The organism is Delftia sp. K82, from assembly GCF_002193035.1.
Classification (GTDB): Bacteria; Pseudomonadota; Gammaproteobacteria; order Burkholderiales; family Burkholderiaceae_C; genus Comamonas; species Comamonas acidovorans.
In genome coordinates this window covers 1,668,984-1,687,947 of the sequence record NZ_MYFL01000001.1, presented here as the reverse complement: position 1 = coordinate 1,687,947, position 18,964 = coordinate 1,668,984, and the positions used below count along the sequence as shown (strand labels likewise).

The 18,964-nt window shown below is 67.2% G+C and carries 15 protein-coding genes; 14 read left to right on the top strand and 1 reads right to left on the bottom strand.

Annotated elements, in window-relative coordinates; translation table 11 throughout:
* The first annotated feature begins 83 nt into the window (after window positions 1-83).
* The 9 genes from ligD (at window position 84) to KDK82_RS07255 (ending at window position 10,574) form a co-directional block, all read left to right on the top strand.
* Window positions 84-2,711 carry a DNA ligase D gene (gene ligD, locus KDK82_RS07290; RefSeq protein ID WP_088164416.1) on the top strand — a complete coding sequence of 876 codons (2,628 nt, stop codon included), beginning with the start codon at window positions 84-86 and terminating at the stop codon, window positions 2,709-2,711.
* Window positions 2,712-2,745: 34 nt separating this feature from the next.
* Window positions 2,746-3,723 carry a Ku protein gene (locus tag KDK82_RS07285; protein ID WP_065347135.1) on the top strand — a complete coding sequence of 326 codons (978 nt, stop codon included), beginning with the start codon at window positions 2,746-2,748 and terminating at the stop codon, window positions 3,721-3,723.
* A gap of 216 nt (window positions 3,724-3,939) precedes the next feature.
* Window positions 3,940-4,152 carry a hypothetical protein gene (locus KDK82_RS07280; RefSeq protein ID WP_012206144.1) on the top strand — a complete coding sequence of 71 codons (213 nt, stop codon included), beginning with the start codon at window positions 3,940-3,942 and terminating at the stop codon, window positions 4,150-4,152.
* Between the two features lie 152 nt (window positions 4,153-4,304).
* A complete protein-coding gene (locus KDK82_RS07275) occupies window positions 4,305-6,392 on the top strand; it encodes a catalase (RefSeq protein ID WP_088164415.1) in 2,088 nt (695 codons plus the stop codon).
* 158 nt (window positions 6,393-6,550) lie between these two features.
* Window positions 6,551-6,739 (top strand): hypothetical protein, encoded by a 189-nt coding sequence (locus tag KDK82_RS31805; protein ID WP_143343403.1) that lies wholly within the window; start codon window positions 6,551-6,553, stop codon window positions 6,737-6,739.
* 74 nt (window positions 6,740-6,813) lie between these two features.
* Window positions 6,814-7,863, top strand: coding sequence for a DNA topoisomerase IB (locus KDK82_RS07270; protein WP_088165450.1), 1,050 nt, complete (start codon window positions 6,814-6,816; stop codon window positions 7,861-7,863).
* 132 nt (window positions 7,864-7,995) lie between these two features.
* A complete protein-coding gene (locus KDK82_RS07265; RefSeq protein WP_088164414.1) occupies window positions 7,996-9,630 on the top strand; it encodes a sigma-54 dependent transcriptional regulator in 1,635 nt (544 codons plus the stop codon).
* Window positions 9,631-9,696: 66 nt separating this feature from the next.
* Window positions 9,697-10,224 carry a hypothetical protein gene (locus KDK82_RS07260; RefSeq protein ID WP_088164413.1) on the top strand — a complete coding sequence of 176 codons (528 nt, stop codon included), beginning with the start codon at window positions 9,697-9,699 and terminating at the stop codon, window positions 10,222-10,224.
* A 71-nt stretch (window positions 10,225-10,295) separates the two neighbouring features.
* Window positions 10,296-10,574 carry a GlsB/YeaQ/YmgE family stress response membrane protein gene (locus tag KDK82_RS07255; RefSeq protein ID WP_013801923.1) on the top strand — a complete coding sequence of 93 codons (279 nt, stop codon included), beginning with the start codon at window positions 10,296-10,298 and terminating at the stop codon, window positions 10,572-10,574.
* Window positions 10,575-10,592: 18 nt separating this feature from the next.
* On the opposite strand, the gene KDK82_RS07250 is transcribed toward KDK82_RS07255, so the two are convergent.
* Window positions 10,593-12,164, bottom strand: a complete 1,572-nt coding sequence (locus KDK82_RS07250) for a hypothetical protein (RefSeq protein WP_256974408.1) — start codon at window positions 12,162-12,164, stop codon at window positions 10,593-10,595.
* Between the two features lie 328 nt (window positions 12,165-12,492).
* Between KDK82_RS07250 and rpoN the strand changes: the two genes are divergently transcribed.
* The 5 genes from rpoN to KDK82_RS07225 all read left to right on the top strand — a co-directional run bounded on the left by rpoN (window position 12,493) and on the right by KDK82_RS07225 (window position 18,918).
* Complete coding sequence (gene rpoN, locus KDK82_RS07245) at window positions 12,493-14,055, top strand: RNA polymerase factor sigma-54 (RefSeq protein WP_088164411.1); 1,563 nt, start codon at window positions 12,493-12,495, stop codon at window positions 14,053-14,055.
* A 169-nt stretch (window positions 14,056-14,224) separates the two neighbouring features.
* Window positions 14,225-14,551, top strand: a complete 327-nt coding sequence (locus tag KDK82_RS07240) for a hypothetical protein (RefSeq protein ID WP_088164410.1) — start codon at window positions 14,225-14,227, stop codon at window positions 14,549-14,551.
* A gap of 48 nt (window positions 14,552-14,599) precedes the next feature.
* Window positions 14,600-14,794: a hypothetical protein gene (locus tag KDK82_RS07235; RefSeq protein ID WP_012206153.1), complete on the top strand. Its 195-nt coding sequence runs from the start codon at window positions 14,600-14,602 to the stop codon at window positions 14,792-14,794.
* 1 nt (window position 14,795) lies between these two features.
* The gene (locus KDK82_RS07230; protein WP_013801919.1) at window positions 14,796-14,996 is read left to right on the top strand and encodes a hypothetical protein; all 201 of its coding nucleotides are present in this window, start codon (window positions 14,796-14,798) and stop codon (window positions 14,994-14,996) included.
* 55 nt (window positions 14,997-15,051) lie between these two features.
* Window positions 15,052-18,918: an ATP-binding protein gene (locus KDK82_RS07225; RefSeq protein WP_218827063.1), complete on the top strand. Its 3,867-nt coding sequence runs from the start codon at window positions 15,052-15,054 to the stop codon at window positions 18,916-18,918.
* Window positions 18,919-18,964 lie beyond the last annotated feature (46 nt).

Below are 18,964 nucleotides of genomic sequence, written 5' to 3'. Positions count from 1 at the left end.
ATGCGATCCATACTGCTTTTTCTTCTGGGCGTGCCCATTCCCATCATCATTTTGATTGCATTGATGTTCTGAAGGAGCGCCGCATGCCCGCACCGCGCCGCAGCCACCCGGTCACACAGCAGCCGCGGCGGGCTGCTGCGGCCGGCGGGCAGGACAAGGCTGCCGCTTCGCTAGCGGCCTACCGGCAAAAGCGCGACTTCACGCGCACGCCGGAGCCCTCGGCAGAACCTTCCAGCGACGCGATTGCAGGGCAGCCCGGCACGGGTGTCCTGCAATTCGTCATTCAAAAGCACTGGGCCAGCCATCTGCACTACGACTTCCGGCTGGAGCTGGACGGCAGCATGAAAAGCTGGGCCGTGCCCAAGGGCCCCAGCTACGACCCGGCCGACAAGCGCATGGCCGTGCAGGTGGAAGACCACCCCATGGCCTACAACCGCTTCGAAGGCCAGATTCCGCCGGGCCAGTATGGTGCGGGCAAAGTCATCATCTGGGACCGGGGTACCTGGTGGCCACAAGGCGACGCCGCCGAAGGCCTTCGCAAGGGCAAGCTCAGGTTCGAACTGCGCGGCCACAAGCTGCAGGGCCGCTGGACCCTGGTGCGCATGCGCGGCAAGGACGACGCCAAAAAGCCCGCCTGGCTGCTGATCAAGGAGCACGACGGCCTGGAACGTGCTGCCAGCGAATTCAACGTGGTCGAGGACATGCCCGACAGCGTGGCCGGCCTTCCCCTGCCCACCGCTACAGCGCCCGTCACCACACCCGTCACCACGCCCGTCGCTACGCCCGTCACCGCGCCCATGCCGCAGAGCATCGCCCCGCAGCTGGCAACCTTGGTGGACCATGCACCTGCAGAGGCCGGGCAATGGATCTTCGAGAGCAAGTTCGACGGCTACCGGCTGCTGGCGCGCATCGAGGACGGCGCCGTTTGCCTTTTCACACGCAACGGCAAGGACTGGACCACCAAAATGCCCGCCCTGGCCCGCGCCTTTGCCGCGCTGCCCCTGCAATCGGGCTGGGTGGATGGCGAGGTGCTGATGCTGGACAGCGACAGCCGCCCTGACTTCCAGTCCCTGCAAAACGCCTTTGACGGCGAGCGCACCGACCACCTGGTGTTCTTCGCGTTTGACCTGCTGTGGCAGGACGGCCAGGACCTGCGGCCCCAGCCCGTGGAGCAGCGCCGCCAGCAGTTGCAGGCCCTGCTGCACAAGGCGCCTTCGGACCACCTTCGCTTCAGCGAGGCCTTTGACGCCCCGCCCGCCGACCTGATGGCCGCCGCCTGCCAGCTGGGCCTGGAGGGCGTGATCGGCAAGCGGCGCGGCAGCGCCTATGCCTCGCGGCGCAGCGCGGACTGGATCAAGCTCAAGTGCGGCCTGCGCCAGGAATTCGTGATCGCCGGCTACACCGATCCCCAGGGCACGCGCACGGGCCTGGGCGCCCTGGTCCTGGCCGTGCATGGAGAGGATGGCCAGCTGCGCACGGCAGGCAAGGTGGGCACGGGGTTCAACAGGCGCACCCTGGCCGATCTGCGCCAGCGCCTGGAGCGCCTTGCCACCGGCACCTCGCCGCTGGCGGACAGCCGGAGCCTTGGCAGCGGGGTGCACTGGGTGCGCCCCACGCTGCTGGCCGAGGTCTCGTTCGCGCAGTGGACCGAGGACGGCCAGGTCCGCCATGCCGTATTCCAGGGCCTGCGTGCGGACAAGCCTGCACGCAGCATTGTCAAAGAGGAGCCACAGCACGTGCCATCGACCGCATCTTCCGCCAGCGCTGCAGCCACGCCTGGCGCCGCACGAACGCAAACCCGCAATGCCAGGGCGGCGCGACTGCCCGCCTCGATGACCATCACCCATCCCGAGCGGGTCATCGATCCCTCCACCGGCATCACCAAGATGGATCTGGCGCGCTACTACGCCACGGTGGCGCCCTTCATGATCACCCACCTCAAGTCCCGGCCCGTGGCCATGGTGCGGGCGCCGGACGGCATCGAGGGCGAGCTGTTCTTCCAAAAGCACCTCGACCAGGCGCCGCTGCAGGGCATCGCCGCCCTGTCGCCGCAACTGGACCCCGGCCATGCCCCGCTGATGGAGGTGTCCCGGCGCGAAGGCCTGGTGGCGGCGGCGCAGATGAACACCATCGAATGGCACACCTGGAACGCGCGCAAGGACCGCATCGACCGGCCCGACCGCATGACCTTCGACCTGGACCCGGGCGAAGGCGTGCCCTGGCAGCAGGTGCAGGAGGCCGCCAGCCTGCTGCATGTGCTGCTGCAGGAGCTGGAGCTGCCGGCCTTCCTCAAGACCAGCGGCGGCAAGGGGCTGCACGTGGTCGTGCCCATCAAGCGGCTGCTGGACTGGGACACCGTCAAGGCCTTCTCGCAGGCCGTGGTCCAGCACCTGGCCCATGCCGTGCCCCAGCGCTTCGTGGCCAAAAGCGGGCCGCGCAACCGCGTGGGAAAGATTTTTGTGGACTATCTGCGCAATGGCTTCGGCGCCACCACGGCCTGCGCGTGGACGGCCCGGGCGCGGCCGGGCATGGGCATCTCCGTGCCCGTGGCCTGGAACGAGCTGGACAGGCTCACGGGCGGCGCGCACTGGACCATTCGCTCGGTAGACCAGCGCCTGCGCCTGGGCAACTCCCCCTGGGAGCACTACGGCACGGCCGCCGTGGGCCTGGGCCGCGCCATGAAGGCGCTGGGCTTCGAGGCGCAGCACTGAGCACCGTCCTGCAGGAATCGAAGAAAGCACAGCCATGAAGAAAGCCGCCTCCCCCAAATCCAGCCCGTCCACCTCCGCGCGCAGCATGTGGAAGGGTGCCATCAGCTTTGGCCTGGTGCACATTCCCATCGGCCTGTACGCAGCCACGGCCAGCTCGGACATCGACTTCGACTGGCTGGACAAGCGCAACATGCAGCCCGTGGGCTACAAGCGCATCAACAAGGTCACGGGCAAGGAAGTGGCCACGGCCGACATCGTCAAGGGCGTGGAATTCGAGGAGGGCCGCTACGTGGTGCTGAGCGCTGAAGAGATTGCCGCCGCCTTTCCCAAGACCACGCAGACCATCGAGATCGAGGCCTTTGTCGATGCCCAGGACATCCCCTTCATCTACCTGGAACGCCCCTACTACACCGCCCCCCTGCACCGTGGCGAGAAGGTCTACGCCCTGCTGCGCGAGGCCCTGCGCAAAAGCAACAAGGTGGGCGTGGCCAAGGTGGTCATCCAGACCAAGCAGCACCTGGCCATCCTGATCCCCTGCGGCCGGGCGCTGGTGCTGAACCTGCTGCGCTGGGGCGGCGAGATCCGCTCCTTCGAGCAACTGGACCTGCCGCCTCTGGACGCCAAGGCCGCCGGCATCAAGAGCGCCGAGATGACCATGGCCATGGCCCTCATCAAGGACATGAGCCAGGCCTGGGACGCCGACCAGTTCCGCAACTCCTTCAGCGAGGAAATCCACCAGCTCGTGCAGGCCAAGGCGCATGCGGGCGATGTCCAAAACGTGGAAAAACAGGAGGCCACACCCGCCGCGCCGGCCAACGCGGCCGTGCTGGACCTGACGGCCCTGCTCAAGAACAGCCTGGGCAAGGGCGCAGGCGGACCATCCGCCACCGCAGCCAAGGAAAAAAATACCGCGTCAACGGTAAAAAATGCAAAGACGCCAGCGTCCAGAAAATCGACAAAATCCACAAAAACCCCGGCCAGGGCCCCTGCAAAACGCCCCGCCGCCAAATAACCCCATATTTGGCCTGGCTGCATTTTTTACAAAAGCAATTTCATTATAAGAAATACATCCATTTGTACCGACAAAATGGAACAAGGACACTCCATAGCAAATTCCAATGCTTTACCAAAAGTAATCTTCCAAATATCCTACAAGCCCGCCATTTTCACGGTCGCACAATGAAATTGCAGTGATGACGGCATCGCTGTTTACTTAAGGAGTACGGAAATGACGCAACAGACCAACAACCCTCAAGGCAACACGGCCAGCAACCAGCAAAACGACAAGAACAAGCAGCAGCAGCAACAGAACAATCCGGGGCAGCAGCAGCAAAGCAATCCCAACAACCCGAACAATCCCAACCAACAGCAGCAACAGAGCAATCCCCAGCGCAACCAACCAGGGGAACAGCAAAAGCAGGGCAGCCATCAGCAGCGTTAAGCTGCCGATAGCGTGAACTGGCAAAGGGCCCCCTGGGCCCTTTTTTTATCTCCAGAGCTTTGCTGACGATGCCCTTTGGTTCAGCCAATCGCCTCTTCCAATAATTATTGCCTCATACAACAGGCCATCCTCTTTCTTTCAAGGAGTAAATCGTGGCTAAGAAATCCCCTGGTGAAAAAAAATCGTCCAAGCAATCCCCCACAGGCCATGGCGGAGAATTACAGCAACAGGCCGACGGACAGCACCCCGGATTGACCACGCAGCAAGGCATTCCGGTTCCTGATAATCAGAACTCTCTCACCGCCTGGGAAAAAGGCCCTACGCTGCTGGAAGATTTCATTCTGCGCGAGAAAATCACGCATTTCGACCATGAGCGCATTCCAGAGCGAATCGTCCATGCACGCGGCACAGGCGCCCACGGTTATTTCCAGCTGACAGATTCGCTGGAGCAATACACCACCGCCAAGGTCCTGACCGAAACCGGCAAGCAAGTGCCGATCTTTGTGCGCTTCTCCACCGTGGCCGGTGGAGCAGGCTCGGTGGATACCCCGCGCGATGTGCGCGGTTTTGCCATCAAGTTCTATACCGAAGAGGGCAACTGGGATCTGGTGGGCAACAACATCCCGGTATTCTTCATCCAGGACGCCATGAAGTTTCCCGACCTGGTCCATGCCGTGAAGATGGAACCCGACCGGGGCTTTCCGCAGGCCGCCACGGCGCACGACACGTTCTGGGACTTCATCTCCCTCATGCCCGAGTCCATGCACATGGTCATGTGGATCATGAGCGACCGCACCATCGCGCGCAGCCTGCGCATGATCGAGGGCTTTGGCGTGCACAGCTTCCGGCTGGTCAATGCCCAGGGTGAAAGCACCTTCGTGAAATTCCACTGGCGGCCCGAGCTGGGCATCCAGTCCACGGTCTGGGATGAGGCCCTCAAGCTGCAGGCCGCAGACAACGACTACCACCGCCGCGACCTGTTCGAGGCCATCGAGGCGGGCGACTACCCGGCCTGGGAGCTGTGCGTGCAGCTGTTCTCGCAGGAGCAGGCAGACGCCCTGCCCTACGACCACCTGGACCCCACCAAGCTCATCCCTGAAGAGGAAATTCCGCTGCGCAAGATCGGCCGCTTCGTGCTGGACCGCTGGCCCGACAACTTCTTCGCCGAGACCGAGCAGGTGGCCTTCTGCCCGGCCAATATCCCGCCCGGCATCGATTTCAGCAACGACCCGCTGCTGCAGGGCCGCCTGTTCTCGTACCTGGACACCCAGCTGTCGCGCCTGGGCGGGCCCAACTTCACGCAGCTGCCCATCAACGCGCCCAAATGCCCGTTCGCCCACCACCAGCGCGACGGCCACATGCAGACCGAGGTGCCCAAGGGCCGCGTGGCCTATGAGCCCTCCAGCCTGCAGGCCGACAGCCCGCGCGCCTCGGCAGCCCGCGGCTTGCGGCACTTTGCCCAGCCCGCGCAGGAGGGCGCCAAGGGCCGCATCCGCCCCGAGAGCTTTGCCGACCACTACAGCCAGGCGCGCATGTTCTACCAAAGCCAGAGCGCGCAGGAGCAGGCCCACATCGCCAGCGCCCTGGTGTTCGAGCTGTCCAAGGTACAGACGCCGCATGTGCGCCTGGCCGTCGTCGGCCACCTGCAGGTGATTGACGCCGACCTGGCACAGCGCGTGGCCGACGGCCTGGGCCTGCCCCAGTTGCCGCCTGCCGCCAAGCCTGCCGTGCCCCCGCAAAAGCTGCCGCCCAGCCCGGCCACGCGCATCATCGATCGCATGAAGCCCACCTTGCAGGGCCGCTGCGTTGCCATCCTGGTGGACGAAGGCTCCAGCGCCCGGCACGTTGCCGCCTTCCACAAGGCGCTGGTGGCGCAAAAGGCCAGCGTGAAGATCATTGCGCCCAAGATCGGCGGCGCCACGCTGGACGACGGCAGCCACCTGCCGGCCGACGGCCAGCTGGCCGGATCGCCATCCGCGCAGTTCGATGCCGTGGTGTCCATCATCACGCTAGAGCGCGGCCAGGCGCTGGCCCATGAGGCAGCCGCGCAGGACTGGTTCCGCGACGCCTTCGGCCACCTCAAGGCCATTGCCGCCTGCAAGGCCACGCAGCACATCATGAAGACGGCCGGCATCACGCCGGACGAGGGCGTGTTTCCCATCGACAAGCCCGAACCCTTCATCGAAGGCGCCAAGAAGCGCTTCTGGGCCCGCGAAGCGAAGCTGAGAACGCTGGCCTGACCCCCGTCCCGGCGTGCGCCACATCATTGCCACCAGATGGCACCGCGCCGGACTTCAACCAACCTTGTACCCGGGCCATTTCCCTCGGGCCCAGGCATGGCGCTTGCCACGGCAACACCAAGGCCGGCCCGGCCTGCCACCTACAGGAGCAACTTCCCATGATCACTTCGGTACCTGCATCCCCTGTCACCCCGCCTGTCACCCCGCCTGTTGCGCCCCCGGTCAACCCGCCGCCCACCGAGCCGCTGGTTCCCCCCGTGGGCGACCCGCCACCGGCCCCTGCACCTTCGCCCTATTCCGACCCGCCCATTGCCCCGCCGCCACCGCCGCCGCAGGGGGTGCACTGAGCTCCGCGCCAGCCAGGGGCAGGGCAGCGAACGCAGACGGCCCCGGCCCTGCCCTGACCTATGTGAACGACCGCATGCCCGGCTGGCGCCGCGTGCGGCGCGGCAAGGGCTTTTCCTACGTGGCACAGGACGGCAAGCCCGTGCGCGATGCCCACGCGCTGGCGCGCATCCGCAAACTCGCCATTCCACCGGCCTATGTGGATGTCTGGATCTGCCCCGATCCCCAGGGCCACCTGCAGGCCACGGGCCGCGATGCGCGGGGCCGCAAGCAGTACCGCTACCACGCGCAGTGGCAAGAACAGCGCAAGCAGGTCAAGTTCGACCGCATGCGCGCCTTTGGCCGCCACCTGCCCGCCATCCGTCGGGCGGTGGCGCGCGACCTCAAGCCTGGCCGGCCGCAGCTGGACACCGTGGTGGCCGCCATCGTCTGGCTGCTGGACTGCACGGCCCTGCGCATAGGCAATGACGAGTATTCCGAGAGCAATGGCTCCTACGGCCTCACCACGCTCAGAAACCGCCATGCCCAGGTGCACGCAGGTGAGCTGACGCTGAGCTTCAAGGGCAAGAGTGGCGTGCTGCAGCAGGCCCGCGTGTCCGACCGGGCCGTGGCCCGCATCGTCAAGCGCTGCCAGGAGCTGCCGGGCCAGCGGCTGTTCCAGTTCATCGACGATGAAGGCGAAGTCCACCATGTGCGATCCGAGCATGTGAACGACTACATCCGCAGGATTTGCGGCAAGGCTGCGGCCCATGGGGCTGATGCCGGAGATAACTCAGACGGCCCGGATTTCAGCGCCAAGGATTTCCGCACCTGGCATGCCAGCGTGTACGCGCTGGAACTTGCGCTGACCGCAGGCAAGGCAGCGTCGCAAGAAGGCGCAGGCACCAGTGCGGCGGCGCTGAACGCTCTGGTCACGCAGGTCGCCCGGCGCCTGGGCAATACCTGTGCGGTTTGCCGCAAGTTCTACATCCATCCCCAGGTGCTGGCCCTGTGCGAGCAACCTGGACAGGACATTCCCACCGCACCGGACAGGCGCCCGCGCGGACTGAGCGCCAAGGAATGCCTGTTCCTGGGGCTGCTGCAGCCCCGCAGCGGCCGGCGCGCCAGCCGCCAGCCGCCTCCCTGATCCCGCCTCCCGCACGCCCGGCAAACACTGTGCCTGTGGACTGACAAAGACGCCTGCATGCTCGCCCTTAAACTGGCAGATCATGAAATTTTGTCAAAACGCGTTGCGGCGAGGACCCCTGGAGGCCATGCAATGAACCACGTGCTGATCGTCGATGACGATGCGGATTCCGCAGCGACCATGCGCGAACTCGTGGGCGTGGACCGCTTCTCGGTCGCCGTGGCCCACACCCTGCGCGATGCGCGCCGGCAGATGGCCATGCAGCCGCCCAGCCTGGTGCTGCTGGACCTGCAACTGCCCGATGGCAACGGCATGGACCTTTTTGGCGACCAGCAGGTGCCGCAGGACTCGCAGATCGTGCTGGTGACCGGCCACGCCAGCCTGGACTCCTCCATCGAGGCCCTGCGCCGCGGCGCCATGGACTATCTGGTCAAGCCCGTGGGCATCGGGCGGCTGGAGGACATTCTTTCGCGCTTTCTAATCCCCACGGCCGGCCTGCCGGAGACGGGCACCAGCACCGTCACGGGCGCGGCCTTCGACCAGATCACCCCGCAAGACAGGCCAGGCGCCGGCTACTGCGCGCAGGAAGGGCGCTTTGGCCGGCTGTGGGGCGGCTCGGCCCCCATGCAGCGGCTGTACCAGCAGATTGAGCGCGTGGCGGGTACCTCGGTCACGGTCTTTCTGACGGGCGAAAGCGGCACCGGCAAGGAAGTCGTGGCACAGACCCTGCATGAGTTGAGCCAGCGGCGCAGCCGGCCCTTCCTGGCGGTCAACTGCGGGGCCATTTCTCCGCACCTGATCGAAAGCGAGATCTTTGGCCACGAAAAGGGCAGCTTCACCGGCGCCGACCGCCAGCACCAGGGCTTTTTCGAGCGCGCGGCCACGGGCACGCTGTTTCTGGACGAAATCACGGAAATGTCGATGGAGCTGCAGGTCAAGCTGCTGCGCGTGCTGGAGACCGGGCGCTTCATGCGCGTGGGCTCCACCCAGACGCTGCAGACCGATGTGCGCGTGATCGCCGCCACCAACCGCTGCCCCTACGAGGCCGTGGCCAGCGGCAAGCTGCGCGAAGACCTGCTGTACCGCCTGAACGTCTTCCCCATCGAGCTGCCGCCGCTGCGCGAGCGCCTGACCGACGTTCCGCTGCTTGCGCAGCATTTCATGGAGGCCATCTCCCAGCGCGAGGGCCAGGCCAAGCAATTCACGGCATCGGCCCTCAAGCAGCTTGCGCAATACAGCTGGCCCGGCAATGTGCGCGAGTTGCGCAATGCCGTGCAGCGCGCCTATGTGATGGAGCCCGGCCCGCTGGTGAGCCAGGAATGGCTGCCCCGGCCGCCCGTGGCCATTGCCCAGCAGCCGGCCCCGGTGCATCCGGCCGCCCACGCCCTGCACCTGCCGCAAGTGCCGCAAATGCCACATATGCCGCAGGCGGGGTCCATGCCAATGAGCGCGCCATTGACCGCGCCACTGACAGCGCCATCGACCACGCCCATCACCCCCACCATCACAGCGCATGCGCCCGCCGACCACGCGCATGCAGCCGCCACCTACGACCTGCCCGACACGGAGCCGGCCACCATACAGCTGCCCATCGGCATGACCATGGCGCAGGCCGAGCGGCTGCTCATCCAGGCCACGCTCAAGCAGTGCAAGTACCAGAAGGAACGCACGGCGGCCGTGCTCGGCATCAGCCTCAAGACCCTGTACAACCGGCTCAGGGACTATGCGGGCGGCAAAAAGGGCGAGACGGACGCCGAGCACGGCTGACACCCAAACTTGCAGGCACGCTGCTTGCCACCTTGCTTGCACCTTCGTGCAACCAAGGACAAGCCCATGGACTCCTCTCCTCCCCGCGCCTACGGTGTCTTCAAGCCCGTGGGCCACATGGTGGTCTCGTTTCCCACAGCTGCGCAGGCTGATGACGGCGTGGCCGCGCTGCAGGCGCTGGACCTGCCCGCCCAGGACATCCAGCGCTATTCCGACCGGGAAATGCTGGCCCAGATCGATGAAGACCTGCGCCAGGCCAGCCCCGTTGCCTCCGTGGGCCAGGAGCTCAACCTGGTCAAGGCCCACCAGGCCCTGGCCGAACGCGGCTACCACTGGCTGGTGGTGCGCGTGGACAACGACGAGGACGCACGCACGGCCGCCGATGCCCTGAAGGCCGCTGGCGCCGAGCGCGCCCAACTCTATGGCCGCTTCATCATCGAGGAATTGATAGAGCACGCCGCCGACCTGCCCCAGGTCAGCGAGTCGCCCGACCGGGGCCTGGATGCCCAGACGCCTTCGGGCCATGAGGCGGAGCGTGCAGAGATTCGCCCTGCCTCGGACCAGGACACCGCCCCTGACAAGCCGAGGCTCTGAACGGCCTGCAGGAGCCGGGCACGCCGATTGCCCCTGACCACCAACCGTAACTTTTTCTCAAGGGCAATGCCATGGACTTCCTCATCTGGCTGATGGTGGGTGGCCTGATCGGCTGGATTACCAGCATGGTCACGAACACCCAGGCCGAGCAAGGCATTTTGCTCAACGTGGTCATAGGCGCCATTGGCGCACTGCTGGGCGGCTGGCTGCTGGCGCCGATGCTGGGGCCTTCGGCCATGAATGCGCAGACGGAGGCGCCGGCCACCTCCATGTCCATCTTCGTCTCTCTGGCCTGCGCCGTTGCGCTGCTGGCCATCTTCAACCTGTGCAAGCGGAGCGTGCCGCGCTGAAAGCGGCCAGGCAGCCTGTTAGTCCAGCCTTTGCGCCAGGCAGTCCTGCGCCGCCATGGCCACGCGCGGCAGCACCAGTGAGACCGCCAGGCAGCGGCCATGCTCGCCCTCGGCCCGCACCACGCCGCCGCGCTCCAGGCACAGGCGGCGCGCCAGGCTCAGGCCGCAAGTGGCGTCCGCATCGGCATCGTTCAATGGAGTGAAGACAGGCGGCGGGTCCTGCCTTTCCACACTTTCCAGCCGTGGCGCGCCCGCCTCGCCGGTACCGGAGCCGGTGCTGGCGGGGCCCGCCCCGTGGGCCAGGGCCTCGATGCGGATCTCCACCAGCGCATTCCCGCGAGAAGCTGCGGCCTGGGCCTGGGCCAGGTCCTCGGACAGGGGCCGGGCGGCCATGTGCACCTGCGCGCCATCGGTCATCGCTTCGCGGATGGCAAGAAAAATACTGATCAGCGCCAGCTCCAGCTCATCCGGGTCCACATGCACGCCCAATCGCGGCGCCGGCTGGCCGGGCTGACTGGCCTCGGCAGGCTCCGCCACCTCCAGCGCCATGCGCTTGCCCAGCACCACGGCCAGCGTGCCCTGCAGGCCGGGCAACCAGCGGTATAGGTCCACCACCAGCGCATGCGTGCAATGGTGCGCCCCAAAACGCAACAGTTGCTGCGTGAGGCGGCTGGCCGTGTCCACCGAGCGCAGCATGGCCTGGGCGGGCAGGCGCAGGCCCGGGTCCTCGGAGCGCCGCTCTATCAGATAGGCGCTGTTGCTCAGAATGCCCAGCTGGTTGTTGAACTCATGGGAAAACCGGCCTGCCAGCCGCCCCACCACCTGCAGGCGTTCGCTCTGGAGACGGGCAGCGGCCGCTTCGAGGCCGGCAGCGTCCACCGCAGCGCCTTCGGACAGGCCGGCATCACCGCCGCCCTGGCCCTGCCCATGGTCTTGCGCCTTGCCCCTCATTGCCGGCAACACCAGGGCCGCGCTGCCTCGCAGCGCCAGCCGCGCCAATCCCAGGCCCGCCACCGCAAACAAAACGATGGCCACCCAGATCACCCCCTTCAGGGGCCGGGAGCATGCGGGGTCCAGCGCAGAACAGGGGACCCAGCTCACCCAGGTCCAGCCCTGGGCGGACTTGCTGAAGAAGGCCCGCAGCGGCCCGCCCTGCGCATCTGGCAGATCCAGCCAGCCCTGCGAAGCGTCCTGCCCAGCGCTTTGCTCTGCGCCTTGCCCCGCACTTTTCACGCCGGGCGCAGCCTGCGCCAGGCTGGCCGCCAGCCGCTCGCTGAAATCGGCGGGCAAGGCAGGCAGGTCGGCTGCCGCGCCGGGCCCGGCCGGCAGGGCGCGGCCTGTGCTGTCCACCAGAAAGCCGGGCCAGCCGGAGTCCAGCAAGGGCCGCAGGGCCGCCAGCACCTGGTCGGCGCCGGCCGTGCGCGGCTCCTTGTCCAGCAAACGGGCCACGGCCATGCTGCTGACGCGCGCGGCCTGCTCCTGCGCCGCATGCTCGGATTGGTAGGCGCGCAACAGCAGCCAGGACGAGGCCGCCAGTACAAAGACCAGCAAGGCCAGCAGCAGCAGGACCAACCTCAGGCGTATGGACATGGGATCTTCGGGCAGGGCATCACGCGGCGCCTCCCGTGGAACGGAATTCTGGGCCCCCGGGGGCGGGACCGTATGGAAGCTGGTGGACTGGTACATGGCAAAGTTTGCAGAAAACCTTGCGCCCAAACGGCAATTTCTGCCGTGGACGCCATGACCGGCCCCGCTGTTCCAGAACCGATCCCCCGCAGCGGCGGCAAAACCCTGGGCCCCGTACCGCCTGCGCAGGGAGACCACAGCAGGTTTCGTGCCCAAAGTGTATCCAGACGATTCGCCGCCCGCATGGCGGCATGGAGCTTGCGTCTTCGGGTCATCGCACCAAGGAGATGAAATGGGTTCCATGCACCTCAGGGCGGACATACGCCAGTCCCAGACGCTTTCTCCCCGCCTGCAGCTTGCAGTGCGGATGCTGCAGATGTCCTCGCTGGACTTTGCCGCCGTGGTGCGCAGCAAGCTGGAGGACAACCCGTTCCTGGAAGACCCGCAGGATGCGCAGGACGGCGAGTACGAACAGGGGCTGCTCGACGGCAAGGAGCTGGGTGAAGAGGACCGGGAAGGCGGCATGGGCAGGCTGGCCCCGGAGGCAGGCCTGTCCCGGGACACGGGCATGGATGAAGGCATCGGCATGGGCATCGGTCTGGACATGGACCGCGATCTCCCCGGCACGCAGCACCCGCCCGACCCGGCCGACCACCTGCCCGGCCCCGCCACCGAACCCGCCGACGACCGCGACCTGTGGCTGGCCGACATGCATACCGGCGCGCGCCAGGGGGTGGATGGAGAAGGCACGGCCATGGATCTGGCGGCCTGCGAGACCACGCTGGCCATGCACCTGCACGGCCAGCTCAATGTGATGGCGATGACGCCGCGCGACCTGTGCATGGCCCGCGCCATCGTGGAGTCGCTGGACGACGACGGCTATCTGCGCACCGAGCTGCAGGAACTGGCCGGCCTGCTGGCCCTCAGCCCCGCACCTGACGCGCAGGAAATGCTCATTGCCCTGCGCCTGGTGCAATCGCTGGACCCGGCCGGCGTGGCCGCCCGCAGCGTGGGCGAATGCCTGTTGCTGCAATGCCCGCAGATCGGCGATGCCCACCTGCGCCAGCTGTCCCAGGCCATGGTGCAGGACCACATGGATGCGCTGGCCGCCCGCGACGTGCCCCGGCTGGCCCGGGCGCTGCAGGTGCCGCCCGCGCAGATCACGCAGGCGCTGGACTGCATACGTCGGCTGAATCCCAGGCCGGGCTGGAACTTCGGCTCCTCCCACGTGGACTACATCGTTCCCGACGTGATCGTGCGCCGGGGCCAGAACGGCTGGAACGTGCACCTCAACCCCGCAGTCGTGCCGCGCGTGCGCCTGAACCGCGTCTACGAGCAGCTGTTTCAGCGCCACCGCCGCAGCGGCCAGAACCAACTGGCCGACCACCTGCAGGATGCGCGCTGGACGGTGCGCAACGTGGAGCAGCGCTTTTCCACCATCCTCGACGTGGCGCAGGCCATCGTGCGCAAGCAGCAGCTGTTCCTGGAGTTCGGCGCCATGGCCATGAAGCCGCTGGTGCTGCGCGAGATTGCCGAGGAAGTGGGCGTGCACGAGTCCACCGTCTCGCGCGTGACCAACAACAAATACATGGCCACGCCCACGGGCGTGTTCGAACTCAAGCATTTCTTCTCGCGCCCCATGCTCAGCGCCAGCGGCAATGCCTGCTCGGCCACGGCCATCCGCGAGCTGATCGGCGACATCATCGCGGCCGAGTCCGATGCCCGGCCGCTGTCGGATGTTGAAATCGCACGCCAGCTCGGTGCCCAGGGCCTGGTCGTGGCGCGCCGCACCGTCACCAAATACCGCCAGCTGCTGCGCATAGAACCGGCCGACCGGCGCAGGCGCCACGCCTGAAACCTGGCTTGGTGGCAAGCGGCGTGCCTGTCCAAAAGCCTGTCCGGCCCGTCCTGCCAAGCCCCACCGCCGTGCAGCGGCTTGTCGCTCCCGCAGGGCATGCCTTGTCCGACAGGTGCAGGCCGCCGCCCGGCCTAAGGTGAAAGCTCATGGACTGAAGGAGCCCGCCATGGACAACTCACCCCGCCGAATGCATGCCCCCCTCGAACGCCAGCGCAGCGAGAACAACCACATCCGCGACGGACGCTGGCCCCTGCGCATAGGCGCACTCACCGCCGCCGTCGCACTGATCCTGGTGCTGATGTTCAATTTCATGGCCCCCAAGGGCCGGCTGGATGCGCCCAGCGCCACTGGAGCGACTGGAACGCCTTCGCCCTCACCGTCGCCCTCACCGTCTCCCGCGACACAGCCCGCGTCGCCGCCCGCGCCTTCCGCCGCGCCGCAGCAGGCTGATCCGGCCACGGCCCCTGCCCCCACCTCCACGCCTGCGCGCTGAGCCGGCATCCACCGCTCATCACCACACACCCCCAAAAGGACACGCACCATGAATCACCCTCTGCCCCACGCACCCAATATTCCCCAGGTGCCGACCACGCCCAACGACCCCGTGGCCCCCGATGATCCCAACCGCCAGCCCGGCCGCCCGCGCGGGCCCGAGCCCATCGACCCGCCCACCACGGCGCCGCCCATCGAGCTGCCACCGTCCCCGGAGCAGGAACAGACGCGCAAGGGAGAGTGACATGCCACAAGGTGACAAATCGGCCTATACCGATAAGCAAAAGCGCCAGGCTCGGCATATCGAAGACAGCTACGAGTCGCGCGGCGTGGGCCACGAAGAAGCTGAAAAGCGCGCCTGGGCCACCGTGAACAGGCAAAGCGGCGGCGGCAAGCTGTCGGGCTCGGGCCGGGGCAGGCAGGCGGGCCAGTCCAAGTCAAAATAGTCGCGACTGCGGCCAGGCCCGAGACCCGAGACCCGCAATTGCCGTGGGAGAAAGTGTGAACTCAGAAGACAGTTTTCGATTCCTGCCGCAGCGCGGCGAAATGCCGGCACGCGTGCGTTCCCACGACTGGGCGGCCACGCCCCTGGGAGCGCCGGACGGCTGGCCGCAGACCCTGCGCAACGCCGTGAGCCTGGCGCTGGGCTCGCGCTTTCCCATCACCATCTGGTGGGGCGAAGACTTCCGCCTGATCTACAACGATGGCTATATCCCCTTCCTGGGAACTAGCAAGCACCCCCAGGCGCTGGGCCAGGCCGGCGCGCACTGCTGGAGCGAGATCTGGAGCGATATCGGCCCCATGCTGGAAGGCGTGATGCGTACCGGCGAGGCCACCTGGTCCACCGACGCCCGCTACTTCTTCGACCGCGACCTGCCGCAGGAAGAGGTCTTCGTGACCTTCACCTACGGCCCCATCCTGGCCGATGACGGCGTCACCGTGCAGGGCGTGTTCTGCCCGTGCACCGAGACCACGGAAAAAATCGTCAGCCGCAGGCGCCTGGAGACGCTGCACCGCCTGGGCATACGCACGCTGGACATGCACAACGCCAGGGACGCCGCCCAGAAAGTCTGCGCCGTGCTGGACGAGAACCCCTATGACGTGCCGTTCGCCATCATCTACGAATGCGTGGACACCCCTGCCGCGGGCAGCGCAGGCGCCAGCGGCCCGGCCTTCAGGATGCTGTGCGCCACGGGCATGGATCTGGACATGGAGCTGGCGGCCGACCCCTCGCGCTGGCCGCTGGACCGGGCCGTGCAATCCGATCCATCGGACCGAGCGGACCTAACGGACCAGGCGCATCAGGCGGCCCAGCCGGGCCAGCCCGCCAATGTGGAACTGGCCTCCCTGGGCCTGTCCCTGCCCGGCGGCCCCTGGCCCGAGGCCTCGCGTCTGGCGCGCATCGTGCCTGTGCGGTGGTCGGGCGACGGCCAGGTCTCGGGCGTGATGGTGCTGGGCGTCAGCCCGCGCCGCCCGCTGGATGTGGACTACTGCGCCTTCCTCGACATGGTGGCAAGCCACACCGGCAGCGTGGTCGCGCACGCCCAGGCCTACGAGCAGGAAGCACGGCGCGCCAAGGCCCTGGCCGAGGTGGACCACGCCAAGACCGTGTTCTTCTCCAACGTCAGCCACGAGCTGCGCACCCCGCTGACGCTGATCCTGGGCCCGCTGGAAGATGCCCTGCGCGAGCACGGCGGCCAGGTGCCGGCCGGGCAGACGCAGATGATCCACCGCAACGCGCTGCGCCTGCAAAAACTGGTCAACGCCCTGCTGGACTTCTCGCGCATCGAGGCCGGGCGCATGCAGGCCAGCTACGAGCCCACGGACCTGGCCCGCACCACGGCCGAGCTGGCCAGCATGTTCCGCTCGGCCGTGGAGCAAGCCGGCCTGCGGCTGCGCGTGGATTGCCCGCCGCTGGACGGACCGGTCCATGTGGACCGCGACATGTACGAAAAAATCGTGCTCAACCTGCTATCCAACGCCTTCAAGTTCACGCTGCAAGGCGAAATCGCCGTGGCGCTGCGCGATGTGCATGATGCGCACGGCGCGGGGGGGGCCTATGGTGCCGTGGAGCTGTCCGTCACCGACACCGGATCGGGCATTGCGCCCCAACACCTGCCCCATCTCTTTCAGCGTTTTCACCGCATTCCCGGCAAGCCGGCCCGCACGCACGAGGGCACGGGCATCGGCCTGGCCATGGTGCAGGAGCTGGCGCGGCTGCATGGCGGCACCGTCACGGTCAGCAGCACGGAGGGCGAAGGCAGCCGCTTCACCGTGCGCCTGCCCAGGGGCCATGCGCATCTTCCGGCCGAGCACCGGCCCGCGCGCCCGCCTGCATCGCACCCGCAGGTGGATGAGGCCCTGCGCTGGCTGCCCGGCGAGCCTGCCCCGGCTATCGGCGACGAAGCCAGGCCCATGCAGCGGGACATGCAGCGGGACATGCACGGTGGTGCCCTGCCCCCGCGTGCCCGCATCGTCTGCGCCGATGACAACGCCGACATGCGCAGCTACATCGGCCAGTTGCTGGAGCCGCTGTATGACGTGGAGATCGTGGGCGATGGCCGCGCCGCGCTGGCCAGCATCCACCGCCAGCGGCCCGACTTGGTGCTGGCCGACGTGATGATGCCCGTGCTCGACGGCTTCGAGCTGCTGCATGCGCTGCGCAGTGACGAGACCACGCGCGCCATTCCCGTCATCATGCTGTCCGCGCGGGCCGGCCAGGAGGCCCAGGTCGAAGGCCTGCGCGCGGGCGCGGACGACTACCTGGTCAAGCCCTTTTCGGCGCGCGAGCTGCTGGCGCGCATCGCATCGCTGCTGCAGCTGGTGCGCGTGCGCGAACAGGTCCACGCCGCCGTGCAGGCCAACGAGAAAAAGCTGCGCGCCATCATCGACCAGATGCCTGCGGGCGTGGGCGTCTCCGACATGAGCGGCACCATGGTATTGAGCAATGCGCTCATGGACCGCTTCGTGCCGCGCGCCATTCCTTCCACCCTGGCGGACCGCATGCCGTGCTGGAAGGGATGGGATGACAAGGGCCAGCCCATTGCCCCCGAGAACTGGCCCGGCAAGCGCGCGCTGCGCGGCGAAGTGGTCATGCCGGGTCTGGAGATGCTGCACACCGACGACGATGGCCGCGAATGGTGGATGCGCGTCAGCTGCGCGCCGCTGCGCGATGACGACGGCCAGCTCATAGGCACCTGCTCCGTCATCCAGGACATCACCGAACTCAAACAGGCCGAGTACCACCTCAAGGAAGCCGACCGACGCAAGGACGAATTCCTGGCCACGCTGGCGCATGAGCTGCGCAATCCACTGGCGCCCATCAGCCACGGCCTGCAAATCCTCAAGCGCACCGCCAACGGCGACGACAGCGTGCGCCACAGCCACGAGATGCTGGAGCGCCAGGTCAACCACATGATCCGCATGGTGGACGACTTGCTGGAGGTCTCGCGCATCACCACGGGCAAGGTCCAGTTGCGCAAGGAACTGGTGGACCTGAACGATGTGCTGCAAGGCGTGGTGGCGGCCAGCGGCGCGGTCATGGAGGCAGGCAGCCACCAGTTGCGCCTGGAGCTGCCCGCCGCGCCCGTATCGCTGCTGGCCGACCCGATGCGGCTGGCGCAGATGGTCTCCAACCTGCTCAACAATGCCGCCAAGTACTCGCACTCCGGCGGCCACATCGTTCTGGCCGCCTGGACCGATGGCGCGCAGGCCGTGGTCTCGGTACGCGACAACGGCATCGGCATCCCGCCCGCCCTGCTGGGCAAGGTGTTCGATCTGTTCATGCAGGTGGACCGCAACGGCCGCCGTGGGCAGGGCGGCCTGGGCATCGGGCTGACCCTGGTGCGCAGCCTGGTCGAGATGCACGGCGGCAGCGTGCAGGCGCTCAGCGAAGGCAAGGGCCAGGGCAGCGAATTCAGGCTGCACCTGCCCCTGCCCACCCAGGCGCAGCCCCTGGCGGGACAGGCACCGAATGCCCAACCCGAGGATGCAACGGCCTTCGGCCGCATCCTGGTGGTCGATGACAACATCGACGCCGCCGACACCCTGGCCATGCTGCTCAGGCTGCTGGGCGCCGAAGTCGAGATTGCCCGCGACGGCCCCGGCGCCCTGGCCATGCACGCGGCGTTCAGGCCCGAAGTGGTGCTGCTGGACATCGGCCTGCCCGGCATGGACGGCCTGGAGGTCGCCCGCCGCATCCGCGCCGAGCACGGCCGCGACCAGGTCGTGCTGATCGCGCTCACGGGCTGGGGGCAGGAGGAGGACCTGAGACGATCGCGGGAAGCCGGCATGGACCACCACCTGGTCAAACCCGTGAGCTTCGACACCCTCGAGCGTCTGCTGGCGGGCCTGCGCCCCCTGCCGTGAGGACTGCTTTTTTCGCGCGAGAATTCGGGCTGCCCGATCCCAGCTG